This is a genomic window from Mesorhizobium sp. M0802 (assembly GCF_040320115.1).
Taxonomy (GTDB): Bacteria; Pseudomonadota; Alphaproteobacteria; order Rhizobiales; family Rhizobiaceae; genus Mesorhizobium.
In genome coordinates this window covers 124,954-143,168 of sequence record NZ_JAMYOY010000002.1, presented here as the reverse complement: position 1 = coordinate 143,168, position 18,215 = coordinate 124,954, and the positions used below count along the sequence as shown (strand labels likewise).

General features: G+C 63.6%; 21 protein-coding genes and 1 tRNA gene. 8 read left to right on the top strand and 14 right to left on the bottom strand.

Features of this window, described 5'->3' with window-relative positions:
- The first annotated feature begins 74 nt into the window (after window positions 1-74).
- On the top strand, window positions 75-1,367 hold the full coding sequence (gene rhaI / locus NKI10_RS03960) for an L-rhamnose catabolism isomerase (protein WP_352858786.1): 1,293 nt from the start codon (window positions 75-77) through the stop codon (window positions 1,365-1,367).
- A gap of 138 nt (window positions 1,368-1,505) precedes the next feature.
- On the top strand, window positions 1,506-3,245 hold the full coding sequence (gene ggt / locus NKI10_RS03955) for a gamma-glutamyltransferase (protein WP_023669665.1): 1,740 nt from the start codon (window positions 1,506-1,508) through the stop codon (window positions 3,243-3,245).
- 17 nt (window positions 3,246-3,262) lie between these two features.
- On the opposite strand, the gene NKI10_RS03950 is transcribed toward ggt, so the two are convergent.
- The 3 genes from NKI10_RS03950 to NKI10_RS03940 all read right to left on the bottom strand — a co-directional run bounded on the left by NKI10_RS03950 (window position 3,263) and on the right by NKI10_RS03940 (window position 7,000).
- On the bottom strand, window positions 3,263-3,610 hold the full coding sequence (locus NKI10_RS03950) for a hypothetical protein (RefSeq protein ID WP_032891259.1): 348 nt from the start codon (window positions 3,608-3,610) through the stop codon (window positions 3,263-3,265).
- A gap of 184 nt (window positions 3,611-3,794) precedes the next feature.
- Window positions 3,795-5,144 carry a sigma-54-dependent transcriptional regulator gene (locus tag NKI10_RS03945; protein ID WP_023669667.1) on the bottom strand — a complete coding sequence of 450 codons (1,350 nt, stop codon included), beginning with the start codon at window positions 5,142-5,144 and terminating at the stop codon, window positions 3,795-3,797.
- Window positions 5,141-7,000: a sensor histidine kinase gene (locus NKI10_RS03940; protein WP_352858784.1), complete on the bottom strand. Its 1,860-nt coding sequence runs from the start codon at window positions 6,998-7,000 to the stop codon at window positions 5,141-5,143. The genes NKI10_RS03945 and NKI10_RS03940 overlap by 4 nt, the downstream gene beginning before the upstream one ends.
- 230 nt (window positions 7,001-7,230) lie before the next feature.
- Between NKI10_RS03940 and NKI10_RS03935 the strand changes: the two genes are divergently transcribed.
- Together NKI10_RS03935 and NKI10_RS03930 are read left to right on the top strand one after the other, a co-directional pair.
- Complete coding sequence (locus NKI10_RS03935; protein ID WP_023681916.1) at window positions 7,231-8,565, top strand: dicarboxylate/amino acid:cation symporter; 1,335 nt, start codon at window positions 7,231-7,233, stop codon at window positions 8,563-8,565.
- A 138-nt stretch (window positions 8,566-8,703) separates the two neighbouring features.
- Window positions 8,704-9,285, top strand: coding sequence for a histidine phosphatase family protein (locus NKI10_RS03930; protein ID WP_023703410.1), 582 nt, complete (start codon window positions 8,704-8,706; stop codon window positions 9,283-9,285).
- Between the two features lie 22 nt (window positions 9,286-9,307).
- Here the strand turns inward: NKI10_RS03930 and NKI10_RS03925 are convergent, their stop codons facing one another.
- On the bottom strand, window positions 9,308-10,060 hold the full coding sequence (locus NKI10_RS03925) for a pseudouridine synthase (RefSeq protein ID WP_023816204.1): 753 nt from the start codon (window positions 10,058-10,060) through the stop codon (window positions 9,308-9,310).
- 148 nt (window positions 10,061-10,208) lie between these two features.
- Here NKI10_RS03925 and NKI10_RS03920 point away from each other — a divergent pair, with 148 nt between their 5' ends.
- Together NKI10_RS03920 and NKI10_RS03915 are read left to right on the top strand one after the other, a co-directional pair.
- Complete coding sequence (locus NKI10_RS03920) at window positions 10,209-10,370, top strand: hypothetical protein (protein WP_023669672.1); 162 nt, start codon at window positions 10,209-10,211, stop codon at window positions 10,368-10,370.
- Window positions 10,371-10,398: 28 nt separating this feature from the next.
- Entirely contained in the window at window positions 10,399-10,608 is a 210-nt protein-coding gene (locus NKI10_RS03915; RefSeq protein WP_023669673.1) for a DUF768 domain-containing protein, read from the top strand.
- A gap of 89 nt (window positions 10,609-10,697) precedes the next feature.
- Here the strand turns inward: NKI10_RS03915 and NKI10_RS03910 are convergent, their stop codons facing one another.
- Window positions 10,698-11,156, bottom strand: coding sequence for a hypothetical protein (locus tag NKI10_RS03910; protein ID WP_023669674.1), 459 nt, complete (start codon window positions 11,154-11,156; stop codon window positions 10,698-10,700).
- Window positions 11,157-11,346: 190 nt separating this feature from the next.
- Here NKI10_RS03910 and NKI10_RS03905 point away from each other — a divergent pair, with 190 nt between their 5' ends.
- Both NKI10_RS03905 and NKI10_RS03900 read left to right on the top strand, forming a co-directional pair.
- Complete coding sequence (locus NKI10_RS03905; protein WP_352858782.1) at window positions 11,347-11,610, top strand: DUF982 domain-containing protein; 264 nt, start codon at window positions 11,347-11,349, stop codon at window positions 11,608-11,610.
- Window positions 11,611-11,670: 60 nt separating this feature from the next.
- The gene (locus NKI10_RS03900; RefSeq protein ID WP_352858780.1) at window positions 11,671-12,267 is read left to right on the top strand and encodes an SOS response-associated peptidase; all 597 of its coding nucleotides are present in this window, start codon (window positions 11,671-11,673) and stop codon (window positions 12,265-12,267) included.
- Window positions 12,268-12,364: 97 nt separating this feature from the next.
- Here the strand turns inward: NKI10_RS03900 and NKI10_RS03895 are convergent.
- From NKI10_RS03895 to murA, 9 genes are all read right to left on the bottom strand, one after another.
- A tRNA-Phe gene (locus tag NKI10_RS03895) sits at window positions 12,365-12,440 on the bottom strand.
- Window positions 12,441-12,654: 214 nt separating this feature from the next.
- Complete coding sequence (gene yacG / locus NKI10_RS03890; protein ID WP_023669280.1) at window positions 12,655-12,846, bottom strand: DNA gyrase inhibitor YacG; 192 nt, start codon at window positions 12,844-12,846, stop codon at window positions 12,655-12,657.
- Entirely contained in the window at window positions 12,843-13,469 is a 627-nt protein-coding gene (locus NKI10_RS03885) for a Maf-like protein (protein ID WP_023681911.1), read from the bottom strand. The genes yacG and NKI10_RS03885 overlap by 4 nt, the downstream gene beginning before the upstream one ends.
- Window positions 13,470-13,488: 19 nt before the next feature.
- Window positions 13,489-13,707, bottom strand: a complete 219-nt coding sequence (infA, locus tag NKI10_RS03880) for a translation initiation factor IF-1 (RefSeq protein ID WP_006200926.1) — start codon at window positions 13,705-13,707, stop codon at window positions 13,489-13,491.
- Window positions 13,708-13,892: 185 nt separating this feature from the next.
- A complete protein-coding gene (locus NKI10_RS03875; RefSeq protein ID WP_081725519.1) occupies window positions 13,893-14,357 on the bottom strand; it encodes an arsenate-mycothiol transferase ArsC in 465 nt (154 codons plus the stop codon).
- Window positions 14,345-14,830 (bottom strand): UPF0262 family protein, encoded by a 486-nt coding sequence (locus NKI10_RS03870; protein ID WP_023669283.1) that lies wholly within the window; start codon window positions 14,828-14,830, stop codon window positions 14,345-14,347. The genes NKI10_RS03875 and NKI10_RS03870 overlap by 13 nt, the downstream gene beginning before the upstream one ends.
- Before the next feature lie 6 nt (window positions 14,831-14,836).
- Window positions 14,837-16,129, bottom strand: a complete 1,293-nt coding sequence (gene hisD, locus NKI10_RS03865) for a histidinol dehydrogenase (RefSeq protein ID WP_023732390.1) — start codon at window positions 16,127-16,129, stop codon at window positions 14,837-14,839.
- 134 nt (window positions 16,130-16,263) lie between these two features.
- Window positions 16,264-16,698 (bottom strand): DUF2948 family protein, encoded by a 435-nt coding sequence (locus tag NKI10_RS03860; RefSeq protein WP_023732389.1) that lies wholly within the window; start codon window positions 16,696-16,698, stop codon window positions 16,264-16,266.
- 167 nt (window positions 16,699-16,865) lie between these two features.
- The gene (murA, locus tag NKI10_RS03855) at window positions 16,866-18,158 is read right to left on the bottom strand and encodes a UDP-N-acetylglucosamine 1-carboxyvinyltransferase (protein WP_023732388.1); all 1,293 of its coding nucleotides are present in this window, start codon (window positions 18,156-18,158) and stop codon (window positions 16,866-16,868) included.
- Window positions 18,159-18,215 lie beyond the last annotated feature (57 nt).

The window sequence follows — 18,215 nt, the reverse complement described above, 5'->3', positions numbered from 1 at the left end:
CTATACGGGGAGAAGGTGGCCCGAAGGGCCGGATGAGGGGCAGCGCTGACTGAACGCATTGGGAGGAATAGCACTTGTCCGAAACCATCATTTCCGCCGACCTCGTCGCCGCCCACAACGCCGCCCGCAAAGCCGACCTCGAACGCGACTACGCCTCGCTCGGCGAACGCCTCGACCGCCGCGGCATCGCCATCGATGCCATCCGCGACAAGGTCGAGAAATTCGCCGTCGCCATTCCGTCCTGGGGCGTCGGCACAGGCGGCACGCGGTTTGCCCGCTTTCCCGGCGCCGGCGAGCCGCGCGACATTTTCGACAAGATCGAGGACTGCGCCGTCATCAGCCAACTGACACAGGCGACGCCGACCGTCTCGCTGCATATACCGTGGGACAAGGCCGATCCGAACCGGCTGAAGCAGGCGGCCTCGCGCTTCGGCCTCGGCTTCGACGCCATGAATTCCAACACCTTCTCGGATGCCAGGGACCAAAAACTGTCCTACAAGTTCGGGTCGCTGTCGCATGCCGATGCCGGCACGCGCCGCCAGGCGGTCGAGCACAATCTGGAATGCATCGAGATCGGCAAGACGCTGGGGTCCAGGGCGCTAACAGTGTGGATCGGCGACGGCTCGAATTTCCCCGGCCAGGTCAATTTCGCCAAAGCCTTCGAGCGCTATCTCGACGCGATGAAGGAGATCTATGCCGGACTGCCCGCCGACTGGAAACTGTTCACCGAACACAAAATGTACGAGCCGGCTTTCTACTCCACGGTCGTGCAGGACTGGGGCACCAACTACCTCATATCCAAGGAGCTGGGCGACAAGGCCTACTGCCTGGTCGACCTCGGCCACCATGCGCCCAACGTCAACATCGAGATGATCGTGTCGCGGCTGATCCAGTTCAAGAAACTCGGCGGCTTCCACTTCAACGATTCCAAATATGGCGACGACGATCTCGATGCCGGCTCGATCGATCCCTATCGGCTGTTCCTGGTCTTCAACGAACTGGTCGATGCCGAGCTGTCCGGCGCCGAGGGTTTCGATCCCGCCCACATGCTCGACCAGAGCCACAACGTCACCGATCCGATCGAAAGCCTGATGCTGTCGGCGGTCGAGGTGCAGCGCGCCTATGCGCAGGCGCTGCTGGTCGACCGCAAGGCGCTCGAGGGTTTCCAAGACGGCAATGATGCGCTGATGGCGACGCAGACGCTGAAAGCTGCCTACCGCACCGATGTCGAGCCGATCCTTGCCATGGCGCGGCTGAAGACAGGCGGCGCCATCGATCCAGTCGCCGCATATCGCGCGGCGGGCTACCGGGCGAAGGTCGCGGCGGAACGGCCGGCGGTTGTGGGCGGTTCAGGCGGGATTGTTTGAGATTGGCTAATCTCCACCACAGGGGGGAGATCAGCTTGCCTCTGCCGGCAGGCGAACATCAATATGTGTTCGCTCATATTGATGATGGACTCGGCCGCTCCATGTAGCTCTTCTAGGCACCGCACTTGGAGCACCGCCATGCCCTTGACCCGCCGGACGCTGATTGGCGTCACCCTTTCGCTCGCAATTGCGCTCGCGCCATCCGGCGCGCTCCATGCCGCCTCGCCACAACCGGCGAAGGGCGAGCACGGCATGGTCGTCACCGCCCAGCATCTGGCGTCGGAAGCCGGCGTCGAGGTGCTGAAGAAGGGCGGCAATGCCGTCGATGCGGCGGTCGCCGTCGGCTATGCGCTCGCCGTCGTCTACCCTAATGCCGGCAATATCGGCGGTGGCGGGTTCATGACCATCCGCTTCAAGGACGGCAAATCGACCTTCCTCGATTTCCGCGAGCGCGCGCCGCTGGCGGCAACCAAGACCATGTATCTCGACAAGGACGGCAATCCGGTGAAGGGCGCCAGCCTTGATGGCTACCTTGCGGTCGGCGTACCGGGTTCCGTGGCAGGGTTCGAGATGGCTCGTGAAAAATATGGCACGCTGCCACGCCAGGATTTGATGGCGCCGGCAATTGCCTATGCCAAGGATGGCTTCATCCTCGACCAGGGCGACGCTGCTTCATTCGCGAGCAATGCCGCACGGCTGGCGAAGGACCCTGCCGCCGCCGCCATCTTCCTGAAGCCGGACGGCAAACCCTATGGCGCCGGCGAGCGTCTCCTCCAGCCCGATCTTGCAGCCTCGCTCGCCGCCATCTCCGAAAAAGGCGCCGACGCCTTCTACAAAGGCGCCATCGCCGACGCCATCGTCAAGGCGAGCGGCGCCAAGGGCGGCATTCTGGCCAACTCAGACTTCGAGCAATATAAGGTACGCGAGCTGCAACCGGTGAGCTGCACCTATCGGGGCTATGAGATCACGTCCTCGCCGCCGCCAAGCTCCGGCGGCGTCATCATCTGCGAAATCCTCAACGTGCTGGAGGGCTACCCGCTGTCTTATCTCGGCGCCCGCTCGGCCGAGACCGTGCATGTCATGGTCGAGGCGATGCGCTACGCCTATGTGGACCGCAACTCGGCGCTCGGCGATCCCGATTTCGTCGACAATCCGGTCTCGAAACTGCTCGACAAGGGTTACGCCAAGGAGATCCGCGACAAGATCGACCCGTTCCGCGCCGGCGTCTCGCAGGATTTGATGCCGAAGGGCTTCGGCGAGTCGAAGGAAACGACGCACTATTCGATCATCGACGATGACGGCAATGCGGTCGCGGTCACCTATACGCTGAACGGTTCGTTCGGCGCCGGCGTGGTCGCCGACGGCACCGGCATCCTGCTCAACAACGAGATGGATGATTTCACCCAGAAGCCTGGCGTGCCCAACCTCTACGGTCTCGTGCAGGGAGAGGCCAATGCCATCCAGCCGAAGAAGACGCCGCTGTCATCGATGAGCCCGACCATCGTCGCCAAGGACGGCAAGCCGTTCATGGTTATCGGCAGCCCCGGCGGCTCGCGCATCATCACCATCACGCTGGAAGCCATCGTCAACGTCATCGACCACGGCATGAACATCCAGGAGGCGATCGACGCATCGCGCATCCACCATCAATGGCTGCCCGACACGATCTATGTCGAACCGTTCGGCCTGTCGCCCGACACTGAAAAACTGCTGGCCGGCATGGGCTACCACCTCGATCTCGCGGATTCTACCTGGGGTCAGGCGGCCGGCATTCTTGTCGGCGGCAAGAGCCTGGCGGAAATCGAGAAGGGCGGCGGCGCCCGCTACAACGGCGCCATCGACAGCCGCGCCGCATCCGGCGAGGCGATTGGCTACTGATCAAAACAAGAGATTGATCAGAGGACGAGCGTAAGCGTCGACCCGACGAGCATCAGCGCCGCGATCGCGACGAACGCCGCGTAGATGCGGGGACGGTCGAGGAGCAGCGCATTGCCCGATATCCAGGCCGCGGTTGCGCCGCCAAGCGCAAACAGGAAGCCGTTCCGGTGACCAAAGGTCATGGAAGCGGCCATCAGCCCGCCAATGATCAGCGCGCCGAAGACGATGATCACGGCAACGGCGTATTTCTCGAAGTCGTTGCCGCCGCCCATGGCCGGGCCGATCGCGTTCAAATTCGTCAGATCGTCCGGATCGAACGGGTTGGTCGATCCATATTCATCTTGACCGACAGGTTCTCGCATCATTCATTCTCCGCTGACCGGCAACAAATCATCAACATCTGCCGAGCGCAACCGGATCGCGCCGTGCCGAAGGCCGCCGATGCGGTCTTCAACACTTTCTGATGCCGACTTGCCACGGTTTTTTTGCGCCGGTTCACAAAATCTACCCTGCTTTCGGGTCCACACGCCTGAATACCTGGAAAATGAATTACCTGGAAAAATCGCTGCGCACGATGCGGTGCCGCTGCAGCTTGTCGTAGAAGGTCTTGCGCGGAATGCCGAGCGCTTCAATCGTGCGCCGGACATCGCCGTCATTGCGGCCAAGCGCCTCGCGGATGACATTGGCTTCATAGCGTTCCAGCCGTTCCGGCAGTGAGCTGGCGTCATCCGGCTCCGCCGGGGCGGAAGGTGGCGCTTGCGCCGCTTCCTCGAGTCCCAGCACGAAACGCTCGGCGAAATGCGCGAGTTCACGCACATTGCCCGGCCAGTCGTGCTGGCTCAGATGGCGGTGCACTGAGGCAGGCACGGCTGGCATTTGCCGGCGGAAGCGGCCGGCTGCACGCTCGGCGAAGTAGAAGAACAGCAGGGCGACGTCGTCGCGGCGTTCGCGCAGCGGCGGGATCGAGATCGTCACCACATTGAGCCGGTAGTAGAGATCCTCGCGGAAGGCGCCGCGCCGGCTGGCGTCGCCGAGATCGACCTTGGCGGCGGCGACGACGCGCAGGTCGACCGGCCGGATTTCATTGGTGCCGAGCGGCGTCACCTCGCGCATTTCCAGCACCCGCAGCATCTGCACCTGGGTCGAGGCCGGCATGCTTTCGATCTCGTCGAGGAACAGCGTGCCGCCGCTCGAATGCTCGATCCGGCCGATGCGCTTCTTCTGTGCGCCGGTGAAGGCGCCGGCCTCATGGCCGAACAGCTCGCTTTCGATGACCGTGTCCGGCAGCGCGCCGCAATTCAGCGCCACGAAATTGCCCCTGGCGCGGCGGCTCCAGCGATGCAGCAGGCTCGCCACCACCTCCTTGCCGGAGCCGGTCTCGCCGGTCACCAGAACGTCGACATCGGTATCGGCGATTTGCCGCAGCGTCCGGCGCAATCGCTCCATCGCCAGCGTCTGCCCGATCAGCGGCAGGCCGTCCTGCGCCTGTTCGGCGCTTTCGCGCAAGGCGCGGTTCTCCATCACCAGCCGGCGCTTTTCCGCCGCCCGTGCCACACTTTGCGCCAGCCGGTCGGCGGCGAAAGGCTTGGTGATGAAGTCGTAGGCGCCATCCTTGATCGCCTTGACCGCAACCGCGATGTCGCCATGCCCGGTGACCAGGATTACCGGAATGTCGGCATCAAGCTGCAAGACGCGGTCGAAGAGCTGCAGGCCGTCAATGCCGGGCATGCGGATGTCGGACACCACCACGCCGGGAAAATTGGCGTCGAGCCCGGCCAGCGCCTCGTTCGCCACCGCAAAGGCCGAGACGGAAAAACCAGCGAGTTCCAGCGTCTGCCGCGTGGCCCTCCGCAATTCGCTATCGTCGTCGATCAATACGACCGGTGCGGTGTCCATCATGCTGCCCTGGCGAGGTGAATGGTAAAGCGCGTGCCGGCCTGGTCGCTCGCCACCTCGATGCGTCCGCCATAGTCGGCGACGATGTCCTGCGAGATGACGAGGCCGAGCCCGAGGCCTTTTTCCTTCGAGGTGTTGAACGGCGTGAACAATGACTTGAGGATGGCAGGCGAAATGCCCGGCCCATTGTCGGCGACGGCAAGCGCCACGCCGTCGGCCGTCTCCTGGGCCGACACCTGCACCCTGGCGCCGTCGCGCCCGTCCAGCGCTTCCAGCGCATTCTGGAACAGGTTGATCAGCACCTGTTCGAGCCGCAGCCGGTTGCCCATCACCTTGAGCGTTACCGGCGGAAGCGTGATATCGAGTGCGTCCAGCCGACCGGCAAAGCGGCTTCTGAGCAGCACCACGGCGCCCTCGATGACGCCGCGCAATTCGACCGGTTCGGCTGCCGTGCGCCCCTTGCGGGCAAAGACCTTCAACTCTTCGGTGATGCCTCCGATGCGCTCGGTCAGCGCGGCAATCGCGCCAAGGTTCTCCTCGGCCGAGGCGGTCTGCTTGCGCTCCAGGAACACACGCGCATTGTCGGCATAGGCGCGGATCGTCGCCACCGGCTGGTTGATCTCATGCGCGACCCCGGCGGCAACCTGGCCGAGGGTAGCAAGACGGTTGGCCTGCACCAATTCCTGCTGCATGACCTGCAGCTTGGCTTCGGTGCTGCGGTGATCGGTGATCTCGGCCTGCAGCCGGTCGCGCGCCAGGCTGAGGTCATGCGTACGCTCGACGACGCGGCGCTCAAGCTCGATGCGCGCTGCCTGTTCGGCAGCGATGCGCATCTGCGCCGACTGACGGCGCCACAGGAGATAGCCGGCCAGCGCCAGCAACGGCACCACGACGCCCAGCGCCAGCAGCCGCATCTCACGCACCGCAGCCGCGATCGGCGCTTCGACCGGCACGAGATAATCGAGCCGCCATGGCGTCGATTGGACCAGTGTCGAAAGCCTGAGATATTCGGCATCGCTGCCGCCCGGTGTTATCGCATGCACCATCGACACGTCAGGGCTCAATGCCTCGGGGCGTGTGATCGGCAAGGGGATCAGCGGCGCGTTGCCGAATTGCTGGCTGCTCCGGATGGCGGCAGCCACCGGGCCGGTCAGCGGCGCGGTGGTCATGAAGCGCCAGGACGGCACGCTGGTGATCAGCACGACGCCGTGGTCGTCGCTGACATAGGCCGGCCGGTTGGCCTCATGCCAGTCGGCTTCAAGCTGGTCGAATTCCATCTTAACGACGACGACGCCGAGCGGTGCCGCCGCATTGCCGACGCGACGCGAAATATAGAGGCCCGGGCGCTTGCTGATGTTGCCCAGCGCAAAATATTCGGCCGTTCTCGATTGCATGGCGCCGGAGAAATAGGCGCGGAAACCATAGTCGTTGCCGACGAAGCTGGTTGTTTCGCGCCAGTTGCTGGAGGCGATCGCAAACCCGTCGACGCCGGTGACGTAAAGCACCGAAGCCTTGGTGCCGGAGACCAGCCCTTCGAGCTTGCGGTTGAGCACGTCGATCGTGACAGCGCCCTTGTTCTGCAGGGCGTCATGCACCTGCTGGTCCTCGGACAAGAGCAGCGGCAGCGCCCGCGGGCTTTCCAGCACGGCGCGCAGCAACGCAACCTTCAGATTGGCATCGGTGCGGCCTTGCGCCGCCAGTGCCGCGACCTCGGCGCGGCACGCGTAGAGGCCGGCGCCGGTGAGCGCCGTGGCAACGATCACCAGCGCGATCGCCGCAAACAGCAGCCAGGCGCGACGCGCGCGTTTGCCGAGTTGCTCGGGCGTCGGCGACAGGACCGCGGCAGGGCGTTGCAGCATTCCCTATTTGTGCATGATTTCGCACAAAGCACAATTCAGTCATGCGGATGTCCGCACTTGCGTTGAGCGGCAGCAGCCTCGATCGGACGAATACCCAACAAAATCAATGGCTGCGGTATGCCGCACAGTCTGGCACGGCAGTTGCAGTGACCAATACAGCAGTCGCAAGGCTGCGGAAAACAACTGCCCCGGGAGGTCGAGCTTTCGATCGGGGCGCCATGGAGGACGTCATGCAGCCAGCATTCGCTGCCGCCGAACCGCGCGGCAAGCTACCCTTTTACCGTCATCTCTACGTGCAGGTCCTGACGGCGATCGCCGCCGGCGTGCTGCTCGGTCATTTCTATCCCGAACTCGGTGCTTCGCTGAAGCCGCTCGGCGATGCCTTCATCAAGCTGGTCAAGATGGTGATCGCGCCGGTCATCTTCCTGACGGTGACCACCGGCATTGCCGGCGTCTCCGACCTGAAAAAGGTTGGCCGCGTCGCCGGCAAGGCGATGATCTATTTCCTGGTCTTTTCGACCCTGGCGCTGGTCGTCGGCATGGTCGTCTCCAACGTCGTCCAACCGGGCGCCGGCATGCACATCAATGCGGCGACGCTCGACCCCTCGAAGGTCGCCACCTTCACCGAGAAGGCGCATGACACGACCATCGTCGGCTTCCTGCTCAACATCATCCCCGACACCATCACCGGCGCCTTCGCGCAAGGCGACATTCTGCAAGTGCTGTTCTTCTCGGTGCTGTTCGGCATCTCTCTCGCTCTGGTCGGCGAGCGCGGCCGCCCGGTCGTCGATTTCCTGCAGGCGCTGACCTCGCCTATCTTCCGCCTGGTCGCCATCCTGATGAAGGCCGCCCCTATCGGCGCCTTCGGCGCCATGGCCTTCACCGTCGGCAAATACGGCATCGGCGCGATTGCCAACCTCGCCTTTCTGATCGGCACCTTCTACCTGACGTCGCTGCTCTTCGTGCTGGTCGTGCTCGGCGCTGTCGCTTGGTACAACGGCTTCTCGATCCTCGCCTTGATCCGCTACATCAAGGAAGAGCTGCTGCTGGTGCTCGGCACCTCGTCCTCGGAAGCCGCTCTTCCCGGCCTGATGGCCAAGATGGAGCGCGCCGGCTGCAACCGCTCGGTGGTCGGCCTGGTCATCCCGACCGGCTACTCCTTCAACCTCGACGGCACCAACATCTACATGACGCTGGCGGCGCTGTTCATCGCCCAGGCGACCGACACGCCGCTCACCTATGGCGACCAGATCCTGCTGCTGCTGGTTGCCATGCTGAGCTCCAAGGGTGCCGCCGGCATCACCGGCGCCGGCTTTATCACGCTGGCCGCCACGCTCTCTGTCGTGCCTACGGTACCCGTTGCCGGCATGGCACTGATCCTCGGCGTCGACCGCTTCATGTCGGAATGCCGAGCGCTGACCAATTTCGTCGGCAATGCAGTGGCGACGATCGTTGTGGCGCGCTGGGAAGGCGAACTCGACCAGACCAAGTTCGCCGCCGCCATGGCCGGCACATTGTCCGAGGAAGCCGACCTGGCGCTGTCGGGCGATCTGCAGCCCGCCTGATTACTGAACGCAGACGTTCGCCACAAGGCCGCAGCCGGTTCGCCCGTTGCGGCCTTTTGTTTTGGCGCGCATGGCGGCTGGTGTTGGCCAAAGCTTCCCGGCTAGGATGTCGGCGGTTTTCAACCGAAAGGCCGGCGAATGAGCAGTGCATACCCCGAGATCTATCTGGTCCGTCACGGCGAGACGGAGTGGAGCGCTTCGGGAAAACACACCGGCCGCACCGACATACCGTTGACGCCAAAGGGCGAGGCGGCGGCTCGCGGCGTGGCGGACCGGCTCAAGGATCTGTCCTTCCAGGCGGTGTGGTCGAGCCCGTCGCAGCGCGCCTTCAGCACCTGCACGCTTGCCGGCTTCGGCGCTGCTGCCGTCAAGAAGGACGACCTGCAGGAATGGGACTATGGCGCCTATGAGGGCGTTAAGACCAAGGAGATTCTTGTGCAGCGCCCCGGCTGGCAATTGTTCCGTGACGGCTGTCCCGACGGCGAGTCGGTAGCGGATGTTGGCGCCAGGGCCGACAGGATCATCGCCGGGCTGCGGGCAATCGAGGGCAATGTGCTGGTGTTTTCAAGCTCGCATTTCCTGCGCGTGCTGGCCGCGCGCTGGCTCGGTCTGCCACCCGAAGGCGGTGCGCACTTCGTACTTGATACCGCGAGCCTCAGCATCCTCGGCTATGAGCACGATCTGAGCGAGCCGGTGATACGCAGGTGGAACCAGAAGTAGGGTTTCGCGGCAAGCCTGCCTCTTAACGCGCGAGCACCGCCAATTCCTCCGATGTCAGATGCCGCGCCTTGCCCTTGGCGAGTTCGCCGAGCTGCAAACCGCCGATCGCCACCCGAACCAGCCTCAGCACCTCGATGTCGAATGCCCCGAGCAGGCGGCGGATCTGGCGGTTGCGGCCCTCGTCGAGCACGATTTCCAGCCAGGCAGTGCGGCCGCCGCTGCGCAGCAGTTCGATCGAACTTGCGGTCAGCAGTTCGCCGTCGACGATCGCTCCGTCGCGAAAGCGCGCCAGCATCGCTTCGTCGGGCGCGGTGCCGATCTGGACATGATAGGTCTTGGCGACATGCGAGGCCGGATCGAGCAGGCGGTTGGCCCAGCGCGTGTCGTTGGTCATCAGCAACAGGCCTTCGCTGGCCTTGTCGAGGCGGCCGACCGGCGACACGAAAGGCAACTCCAGTTCCACCAGGCAGTTATAGACGGTGCCACGATCCTGCGGGTCATCGCGCGTGGTGACCTGTCCGCGCGGCTTATTGATCATCAGGTAGACTTTTGCCTCGCCGACGATCTGCTCGCCGTCGACAGCGATGCGGTCGCGGCCGAGATCGACACGCAGCGACGGATCGCGCACCACCTTGCCGCCAACCCGCACGCGCCCTTCGGCTATCAGCAGCTCGGCCTGCTTGCGCGAACACAGGCCGAGTTTGGAAAGCGCCCGGTTCAGGCTAACGCCTGCCTTGGCGGCCTGGTGTCGGGCGATGTCTGGTGGCCGTGCCATGTCCTGCTTGCCATCCCAATGATCGGCATCGACAAATGCCACGCCCCGCATTGGCTTCGCAACCTGCCGCGGCATCAACATCACGGGTCGCGGGAGCGGGGCTGTTCTCAAATACGATGTGTCAGGGGGTCGGGCTCAACAGCCCGCCATGGAACGCTGCCCCGCGACGGACGTTGTTGCCGACGAGCGATTTGTCGCGAAAGGCACCGCCATGAAGAAAATCTACCAAAAGCCGACGCTCGTGAAGCGAGGCAGGCTCACCAGCCTGACGGCTCAGATCGTCGCTTCTGGGGTCATTCTGGGGGAATGATCCCCCAGATAAGGGAAGGGATAAATCGATGAGCGAGCGCGGCGTTGATTTCCTGCAGGGCTGGATCCACGAGCACCTGCCGGGCGAACTGCCTGCCGACAAGGCAACGGCTCGAACCCTAACCACGCGAGCTGCCCTGGATGCTCGGCATTTAGGCCTTGAGGTCAGCGAGATCGAAGAGGATCTCGGTCCGCTGGAACGGGTGATTTTCGAGGCGCTGGATCAGCCCGATATCTGAGCCCCCGATATGAGCCCATTGCAGGCGATATTGGCCCATCGCCATCCTGGCGGGGGCTTTTCCGTGATGGCATGCGTGGGTGCGCAGCCCTAGGCAGCCCGCGCAGCTGACGCTCCCCGTGCCGGCGGCAATTCGAACACAGTGGCGCCGTTCTCTCGGCCGCGTTCGACATAACCGATGACACGGAACCATTTGCCGACGTCGGCCCGCTGCAGCCAGCTGCGCGAGTGGATGGGAAGGTTGCCGGCCAGCGCCTGAATGTGGCGGATGTGGCGCCTGCAGAAGCGGACCGTCGCGGCGCTGAAGAAACCCTCCTGCGCGGCAAACAGCGTGTCGGCGGCGTCGCTGTTCTCGTGCCAGGCGACGATCGCCACCGTCTTGTCGCCCTCGACCAGCGCGTGCGCTCGGCCTTCCTTCAAATTCATCATCAGATTGTCGTAGGCGACCTTGCTGTCCTTGCCGGCGGCCACATACTCGTCCGACATCCGCGTGGACAGATCACGGAAGACACTTTCGAGATCGCCGATCGTAGCTGCGCGTGCTCGCATTTCTCCTCCTGCAGCCCCGGCAGGCAGTTTGCCCTAGGTGGAGGGGATCACCAAGCAAAGCGAATCCGCCATTTGGCCGATGCGCGCAAAGTGATTTCAGAAGACGGGTTTATTGCGTTGGCAAATCGCTCCCGTGGAACCGAACTTGCCTCCCCCGAATTGACTCTCGATCGCGTTCGGGAGGGGAAGCATGCAAGATCAGCATTTCGATGAGCCGGTTCGCGTGGCGCTTGGCGGGTCCAGAAACACGATCTACAAGGTGGAGCGTGTCGCGCAGGCCGCTGACATCCTCATGAACCGATGGCCCGTGAAGACAGGCGGCTATCACGTCGCCGCCCGTAAAGCCTGCCTTGGCGTTCTGGAAGGCCTTCACGAGGCGCGCTATGCCCGCGCCGCCTTCGTCACCGCGGCGATCGAGGCCGATATACTGCTCGAGCGCGACCGCGAGGGTTGAGCGGTCCATCGCCTCTTTGTTTGGCGTGAGGTAAACTGGCAGACCGGTCGGGAGCCTTCCATGTGCAACGACTATGAGCAGCATATTCTCTGGGCTGAATATTGCCGGATGCTGGAGTCGCTGGCACTCGAGATCCCGACTCATCAGACCGAACTTGACCTGCCGCGGGTTGATGACATCCATATCAACGATCCAGCCCCGATCATGCGCGCCGCCGGCGACACCGGCGTTGAACTGACGTCGATGACGTTCGGATTTCCGCCGGCCGGCCCGAAAGGCGGACCAGTGTTCAACTTCCGCTCCGAAGGCCGGCGATTCGCCGGCAGCAAACGCTGCCTCGTGCCGGCATCCGCCTTCTTCGAGTTCACGGGCACGAAGTATCCGAAGGCCAAGCATCGCTTCACGCTCAACGGCTCGCCGTTCATGGCCATCGCAGGGCTTTGGCGTGAAGCTGCCGGCAACAAGCCGCCAACCTTCACCATGCTGACAACCGAGCCTGGACCGGATATTGCGCCCTATCACAGTCGGCAGGTCGTGGTGCTTCGGCCCGGCGATTGGGCGGCTTGGCTCAGTCTGACGAAGCCGGAAGCCGAACTGCTGCAGCCGCTTCCAGCCGGCTCGCTGCGCGTGGAGACCGTGCGCCCCGAAAGTTCATAACTCGGTTGCGCAGGCTTGCCGGCACAGCCGGCAGGCCGAAATCAGGAATCCGTCGGTGCGGCGCCAGGAAGTCAAGCCCTTGGTGTTCAGAGAAAACTGGTGCCCAGAGGCGGATTCGAACCACCGACACGCGGATTTTCAGTCCGCTGCTCTACCAACTGAGCTATCTGGGCCTCGCCGGCAAACGAGACATCGCCTGACCGGATTTCAGGAAAGCGCCGTGGGGCACCCCTTGAAAGCGCGTGGGTTATAGCACGGGAATCCGGCCTGTCCAGCGCCTAAGCGCTGATTTTCCGGGGCAATTGTCGCAGACAATACCGACGCCGGCAAAGCAGCAATTGCGTAAGGTCGGCGAAGTGGAATTGCGCGGCCGGCACCGCCCAAACCCTACTTCGGCTCGTCGCTCTCGTCCTCGTCATCCCGCGCGGTGATGACATAGGCGCCCTTCAGCCAGCGGTTGAGGTCGATGTCCTTGCAGCGCTTAGAGCAGAACGGATAGGTCTCGCGCGCCGACGGCTTGCCGCATTCGGGGCAGGGGCGCTTCGGGCGCAGTGGTGTGACCTTATCGTCCAGGCTCATGGCCGCGCGGTATGCCAGCTGGTGTGGACCTTGAAGCCTTCGCCCGAAAGCAGCGCCACCGTCTCGTAGAGCGGCAGGCCGACAATGTTGGTGTAGGAGCCGACCAGCTTGACGACGAACGAACCGGCGAGACCCTGGACGGCATAGCCGCCGGCCTTGCCGCGCCATTCGCCGGAGGCGACATAGGCGTCGATCTCCTCGCGTGGAAGCCGCTTGAAGCGTACCCTGGATTCAACCAGCCTTTGGCGCAGCTTGCCGCCCGGCGTAATCAGGCAGATGCCGGAATAGACCCGGTGCGAACGGCCCGAAAGCAGTCCAAGGCAATTGGCGGCGTCGTCCAGCGTCTCGGCCTTGGGCAGGATGCGGCGTCCGACCGCGACCACCGTATCGGCGGCCAGCACGAAACTTGGCGCATAGTCTTCCTCGCTTTTCAGCGAGGCCAGCGCCTTCTCGGCCTTTTCCTTCGACAGCCGCTTGGCCAGCGAGCGCGGATGTTCGGCGCGCAGCGGCGTTTCGTCGACATCGGCTGGCAGCACGCGGTCCGGCTCGATGCCGGCCTGTTGCAACAGTTCGATCCGGCGCGGCGAACCAGAGGCAAGCACGAGCTTCTGCAGGATGCTCATCGCGGTTCGCGCCGGACTGTTACTTGAAACGGTAGGTGATGCGGCCCTTGGTCAGGTCATAGGGCGTCATCTCGACCAGGACCTTGTCGCCGGTCAGCACACGGATGCGGTTCTTGCGCATGCGGCCAGCCGTATGGGCGATGATCTCGTGTTCGTTTTCGAGCTTCACCCGGAACATCGCGTTGGGCAACAATTCCGTCACGACACCCGGAAACTCGAGGACTTCTTCCTTCGGCATTCGATACCTTTGCTTGGATTGCAGTTCCGGCGCCCTGGAGCGCCCAGGCCGGAATTTCGGCGGAACCTATATGATAATCGTGCGCTTGTGAACACGCTTAGATCGCGTCATATGCGAAGCGCTCCAAGGTTTCGTTTTATGCATGTCGTTGTCTCAAAACCGGGACCGCTTTTGAGCGACATGCATCAATCCGCCGCGTTTTTTACCTCCGGAAGCAGAAAACGTCGGCTGATGCGCGCTTTCAGCCGTTCTCTCACGTCGCGATAGCTGGCCATGATCTGCTCGCGCCTGCCGCCGACATCGGTCGGATCCGGCATCGGCCAGTATTCGACGTCGACGGCAAGCGAGCGGGTGAGTTCGAGCGCGGCGTGGTGGGCTTCCGGCGCCAGGGTGACGATCAGGTCGAAATAATCGTCCTCGAGATCGTCCATCGAGCGCGGCTGGCGCTCGCCCAGCGTCAGGCCCTCTTCGGCCAGCACCGCGTCGACGAACGGATCGCGCTCGCCCCTGTGCACGCCGGCAGAGGCGACGAAAGTGGCCGGCGGCAGCATGCGCCGCGCCAGCTGCTCGGCCATCGGTGAGCGCACGGCGTTCATGCCGCACAAGAACAGGATCGAGCGGGGCGCCCCAGTCAGGTCTAACCCCGCCAGTGCAGCACGCAGACCAGCGTGAACAGCCGCCGCGCCGTGTCGAAGTCGATGTCGATCTTGCCGGCCAGCCGGTCCATCAACGTCTGCGAGCCTTCATTGTGCAGGCCGCGCCGGCCCATGTCGATCGCCTCGATATGGCTCGGTGTCGAAGAGCGGATGGCGTCGTAATAGCTTTCGCAGATCAGGTAGTAGTCCTTGACGATGCGCCTGAGCGGCGTCAGCGACAGGATATGGGTGACGACATCAGCACCATCCTCGCGGGCGACCGCAAACACCAGCCGGGATTCGGCCAGCGAGAGCTTCAGCCGATAAGGCCCGGCGCCGTCATCATTGACCGGCTGAAAGCTGTTTTCTTCGATCAGGTCGAAGATCGCCACCGCGCGCTCATGTTCGACATCGGGCGTCGAACGGCCGATCGACTCGTCGAGCTCGACATCGATCAGCCTTGCGCGGGTTTGATCGCCGTCCGCCATCGCCGCCTACATGTTCAGCCGGATGGCGACGGAGCGGCCATGCGCGTCGAGGCCTTCCGCCTTGGCCAGCGCAATCGCCGCCGGCGCAAGTGCTCTCAGCTGCTCCGGCCCGAGCTTCAGGATCGAGGTGCGCTTGACGAAATCGAGCACCGACAGGCCCGAAGAGAAGCGCGCCGAACGCGCCGTCGGCAGCACGTGGTTGGAGCCGCCGACATAGTCGCCGATGACTTCGGGCGTATGGCGTCCCAGAAACACAGCACCCGCATTGCGCATCCTGGCCAGGAAGCCTTCGGCATCGTCGATAGCAAGCTCGACATGTTCCGCGGCGATGCGGTCGACCAGCGGCAGCGCGGCCTCGATGGTCTCCACCAGGATCACCGCACCGAAATCGCGCCAGCTGGCAGCCGCCGTCTCGGCGCGCGACAGGTTCTGCAGCTGCCGCTCGACCGCCTGTTCGACGGCCTTGCCGAAGGCCGGATCGTCGGTGATGAGGATCGACTGCGCCGACACGTCGTGCTCGGCCTGCGCCAGAAGATCGGCGGCGATCCAGTCGGGATCGTTGCTGCCGTCGGCCACCACCAGCACTTCAGACGGTCCGGCAATCATGTCGATGCCGACCGTGCCGAACACCTGGCGCTTGGCGGCGGCGACATAGGCATTGCCCGGTCCGACGATCTTGGCGACCGGCCGGATCGTCTGCGTGCCATAGGCAAGGGCGGCAATCGCCTGCGCGCCGCCGACGCGGTAAATCTCCGAAACGCCTGATATATCGGCTGCCACCAGCACCAGCGGATTGATGATGCCGCCCGGCGCCGGCACGACGATGACGATGCGCTCGACGCCCGCCACCCTGGCCGGCACGGCGTTCATCAGAACCGAGCTTGGATAGCTTGCCGTGCCGCCCGGCACATAGAGCCCGACCGCCTCGATCGCCGTCCAGCGCGAACCCAACTCGACCCCGGCGGCATCGGTATAGCGATCGTCCTTGGGCATTTGTCGCTCGTGATGGGATCGGATGCGGTCGCGCGCGAACTTGAGCGCATCGACCGTCTGCGGATCGGCGTCTTTGTAGGCCTGCGCGATGTCGTCCTTCGACACGGCAATGCCGAGGCTATTGAGGTCGGCCTTGTCGAATTTCAGCGTGTAGTCGACCAGGGCAGCGTCGCCCTCGGCACGAACCCGCGCAATGATGGCGCGCACGGCAGTGTCAACGTCTTCCGATACCTCCCGCTTGGTGGTCAGGAAGGCGGCGAAACGCTGCTCGAAACCGGCATCGGACTGGATAAGCGTAATGGCCATCGGCTGCGTCTAGATCGTGATGAGACTTGGTTGAAATCTCATCACGATCTAACCCTTTGTTGGAGCAAGATCTCTGGACAAACGATTCCCGTTTTGTCCAACAAAAACCGGCACCCACTTTTGGGGATCATGCTCTAGACCCTGTGCACCGGACGCGAGGTGGCTTCCCAGGCGCCGCCTATGTCGGCAAGCCGCGCCTCGATGCATTCGACGTCGAGCATGATCGCGCCGCCGCCGGAAAAGACCAATTCGACGATGCCGGCCGGCTTGCTGATTTCGATAAAGCTGATTGCCAGAAGCGACAGCACCTCGGTCGGCCGATCGCGGGCAATGCCGCTGGTCTTGGCGCCGAGCACGCGGTCGAAATGCAACACCGCCTGGCGCCGCTCATTGTGCTGGCTGAACAGCCCGGACTTCGCCTCCCAGACGAAGCGGTTCATGGTCAATATGAAACGCTTGGCCGAAGGCAGGTATTCGAGATCCGAGACCTTCATCACGGCGTCCTGGACGTGAGCCGAGACGATGCTCAGATCCTGATCGTCGAGCGCAACGAGTTTGAGGGCTGCCATGCCGAATGCACACCTGAAAGTTGGTTTCAGCCTTCTGTTAGGCGGTCTTTCCGGTCCGTGCAACCGCGACACAAACTCAACCCGAGGCTAGGGCCTCGGGTTTGAAGTGTTGGTAGCGAATGAAGGCAGCACCAGACGCCTGTCTGTCTGAAGCAACTGCCGTGCGGTCAAGCCGAAATCCGCTCGATCACCGCGCCGCAATTGGAGAGCTTTTCTTCCAGCCGCTCAAAACCGCGGTCGAGGTGGTAGACGCGGTTGACCGTCGTTTCGCCTTCGGCCGCCAGACCGGCGATGACCAGCGACACCGAGGCGCGCAGATCGGTCGCCATCACGGGCGCGCCCTTCAGCTTGGAGACGCCGTCGACGATCGCCGTTTGGCCGGACAGCGTGATGTGGGCGCCGAGCCGGGCCAGTTCCTGCACATGCATGAAGCGGTTTTCAAAGATGGTCTCGGTGATGCGCGACTTGCCTTTGGCCATGGTCATCAGGCCCATGAACTGCGCCTGCAGATCGGTCGGGAAGGCCGGGAACGGCGCCGTCGTTACGTCGACCGGCGAAATGCCGGCGCCGTTGCGCCGGACGCGAATGCCGGAATTGGTCGGCGTGATCTCGGTACCGGTCTGGGCAATCACATCCAACGCGGTCTGTAGCAGCTCGGGGCGGGCGCCTTCGAGCACGACATCGCCGCCGGTCATGGCCACAGCCATGGCATAGGTCCCGGTCTCGATGCGGTCGGGGATGACGCGCACTCGCGCGCCCGACAGCGATTCGACGCCATCGATGGTGATGGTTGGAGTGCCGGCGCCGGAAATTTTTGCGCCCATGGCGTTGAGGCATTCGGCGAGGTTGACGATTTCGGGCTCGCAGGCGGCGTTTTCCAGCACCGTCTCGCCCTTGGCGAGCGCCGCCGCCATCATCAGCACATGGGTGGCGCCGACGGAGACTTTCGGGAACACATAGCGATTGCCGACGAGGCGGCCGTTCCTGGTCTTGGCCAGCACATAGCCAGTGTCGACATCGATGTCGGCGCCCAGCGCCTGCAGGCCTTCAAGGAACAGGTCGACCGGCCGCGTGCCGATGGCGCAACCGCCGGGAAGCGACACTTTCGCCTCGCCCATGCGGGCCAGCAGCGGGCCGATCACCCAGAACGATGCCCGCATCTTCGACACCAGCTCGTAAGGCGCGGTCGTGTCGACGATGTTGCGGGCCGAGAAGTTGATGGTGCGCGAATAGCCCTCATTCTGCTTCTCGCGGCGGCCGTTGACCGAATAGTCGACGCCGTGATTGCCGAGAATGCGGATCAGCTGCTCGACATCGGCCAGATGCGGCACGTTTTCCAGCGTCAGCGTGTCGTCGGTGAGCAGCGAGGCGATCATCAGCGGCAAAGCAGCGTTTTTCGCGCCCGAAATCGGAATGCTTCCGGCGAGCTTGTTGCCGCCGACAATTCTGATGCGATCCATGAGAGAAATGTCCCCTCGGCCCGAAAGGCCGGTTTTCGTCAGTTTGAGTATCGGCCC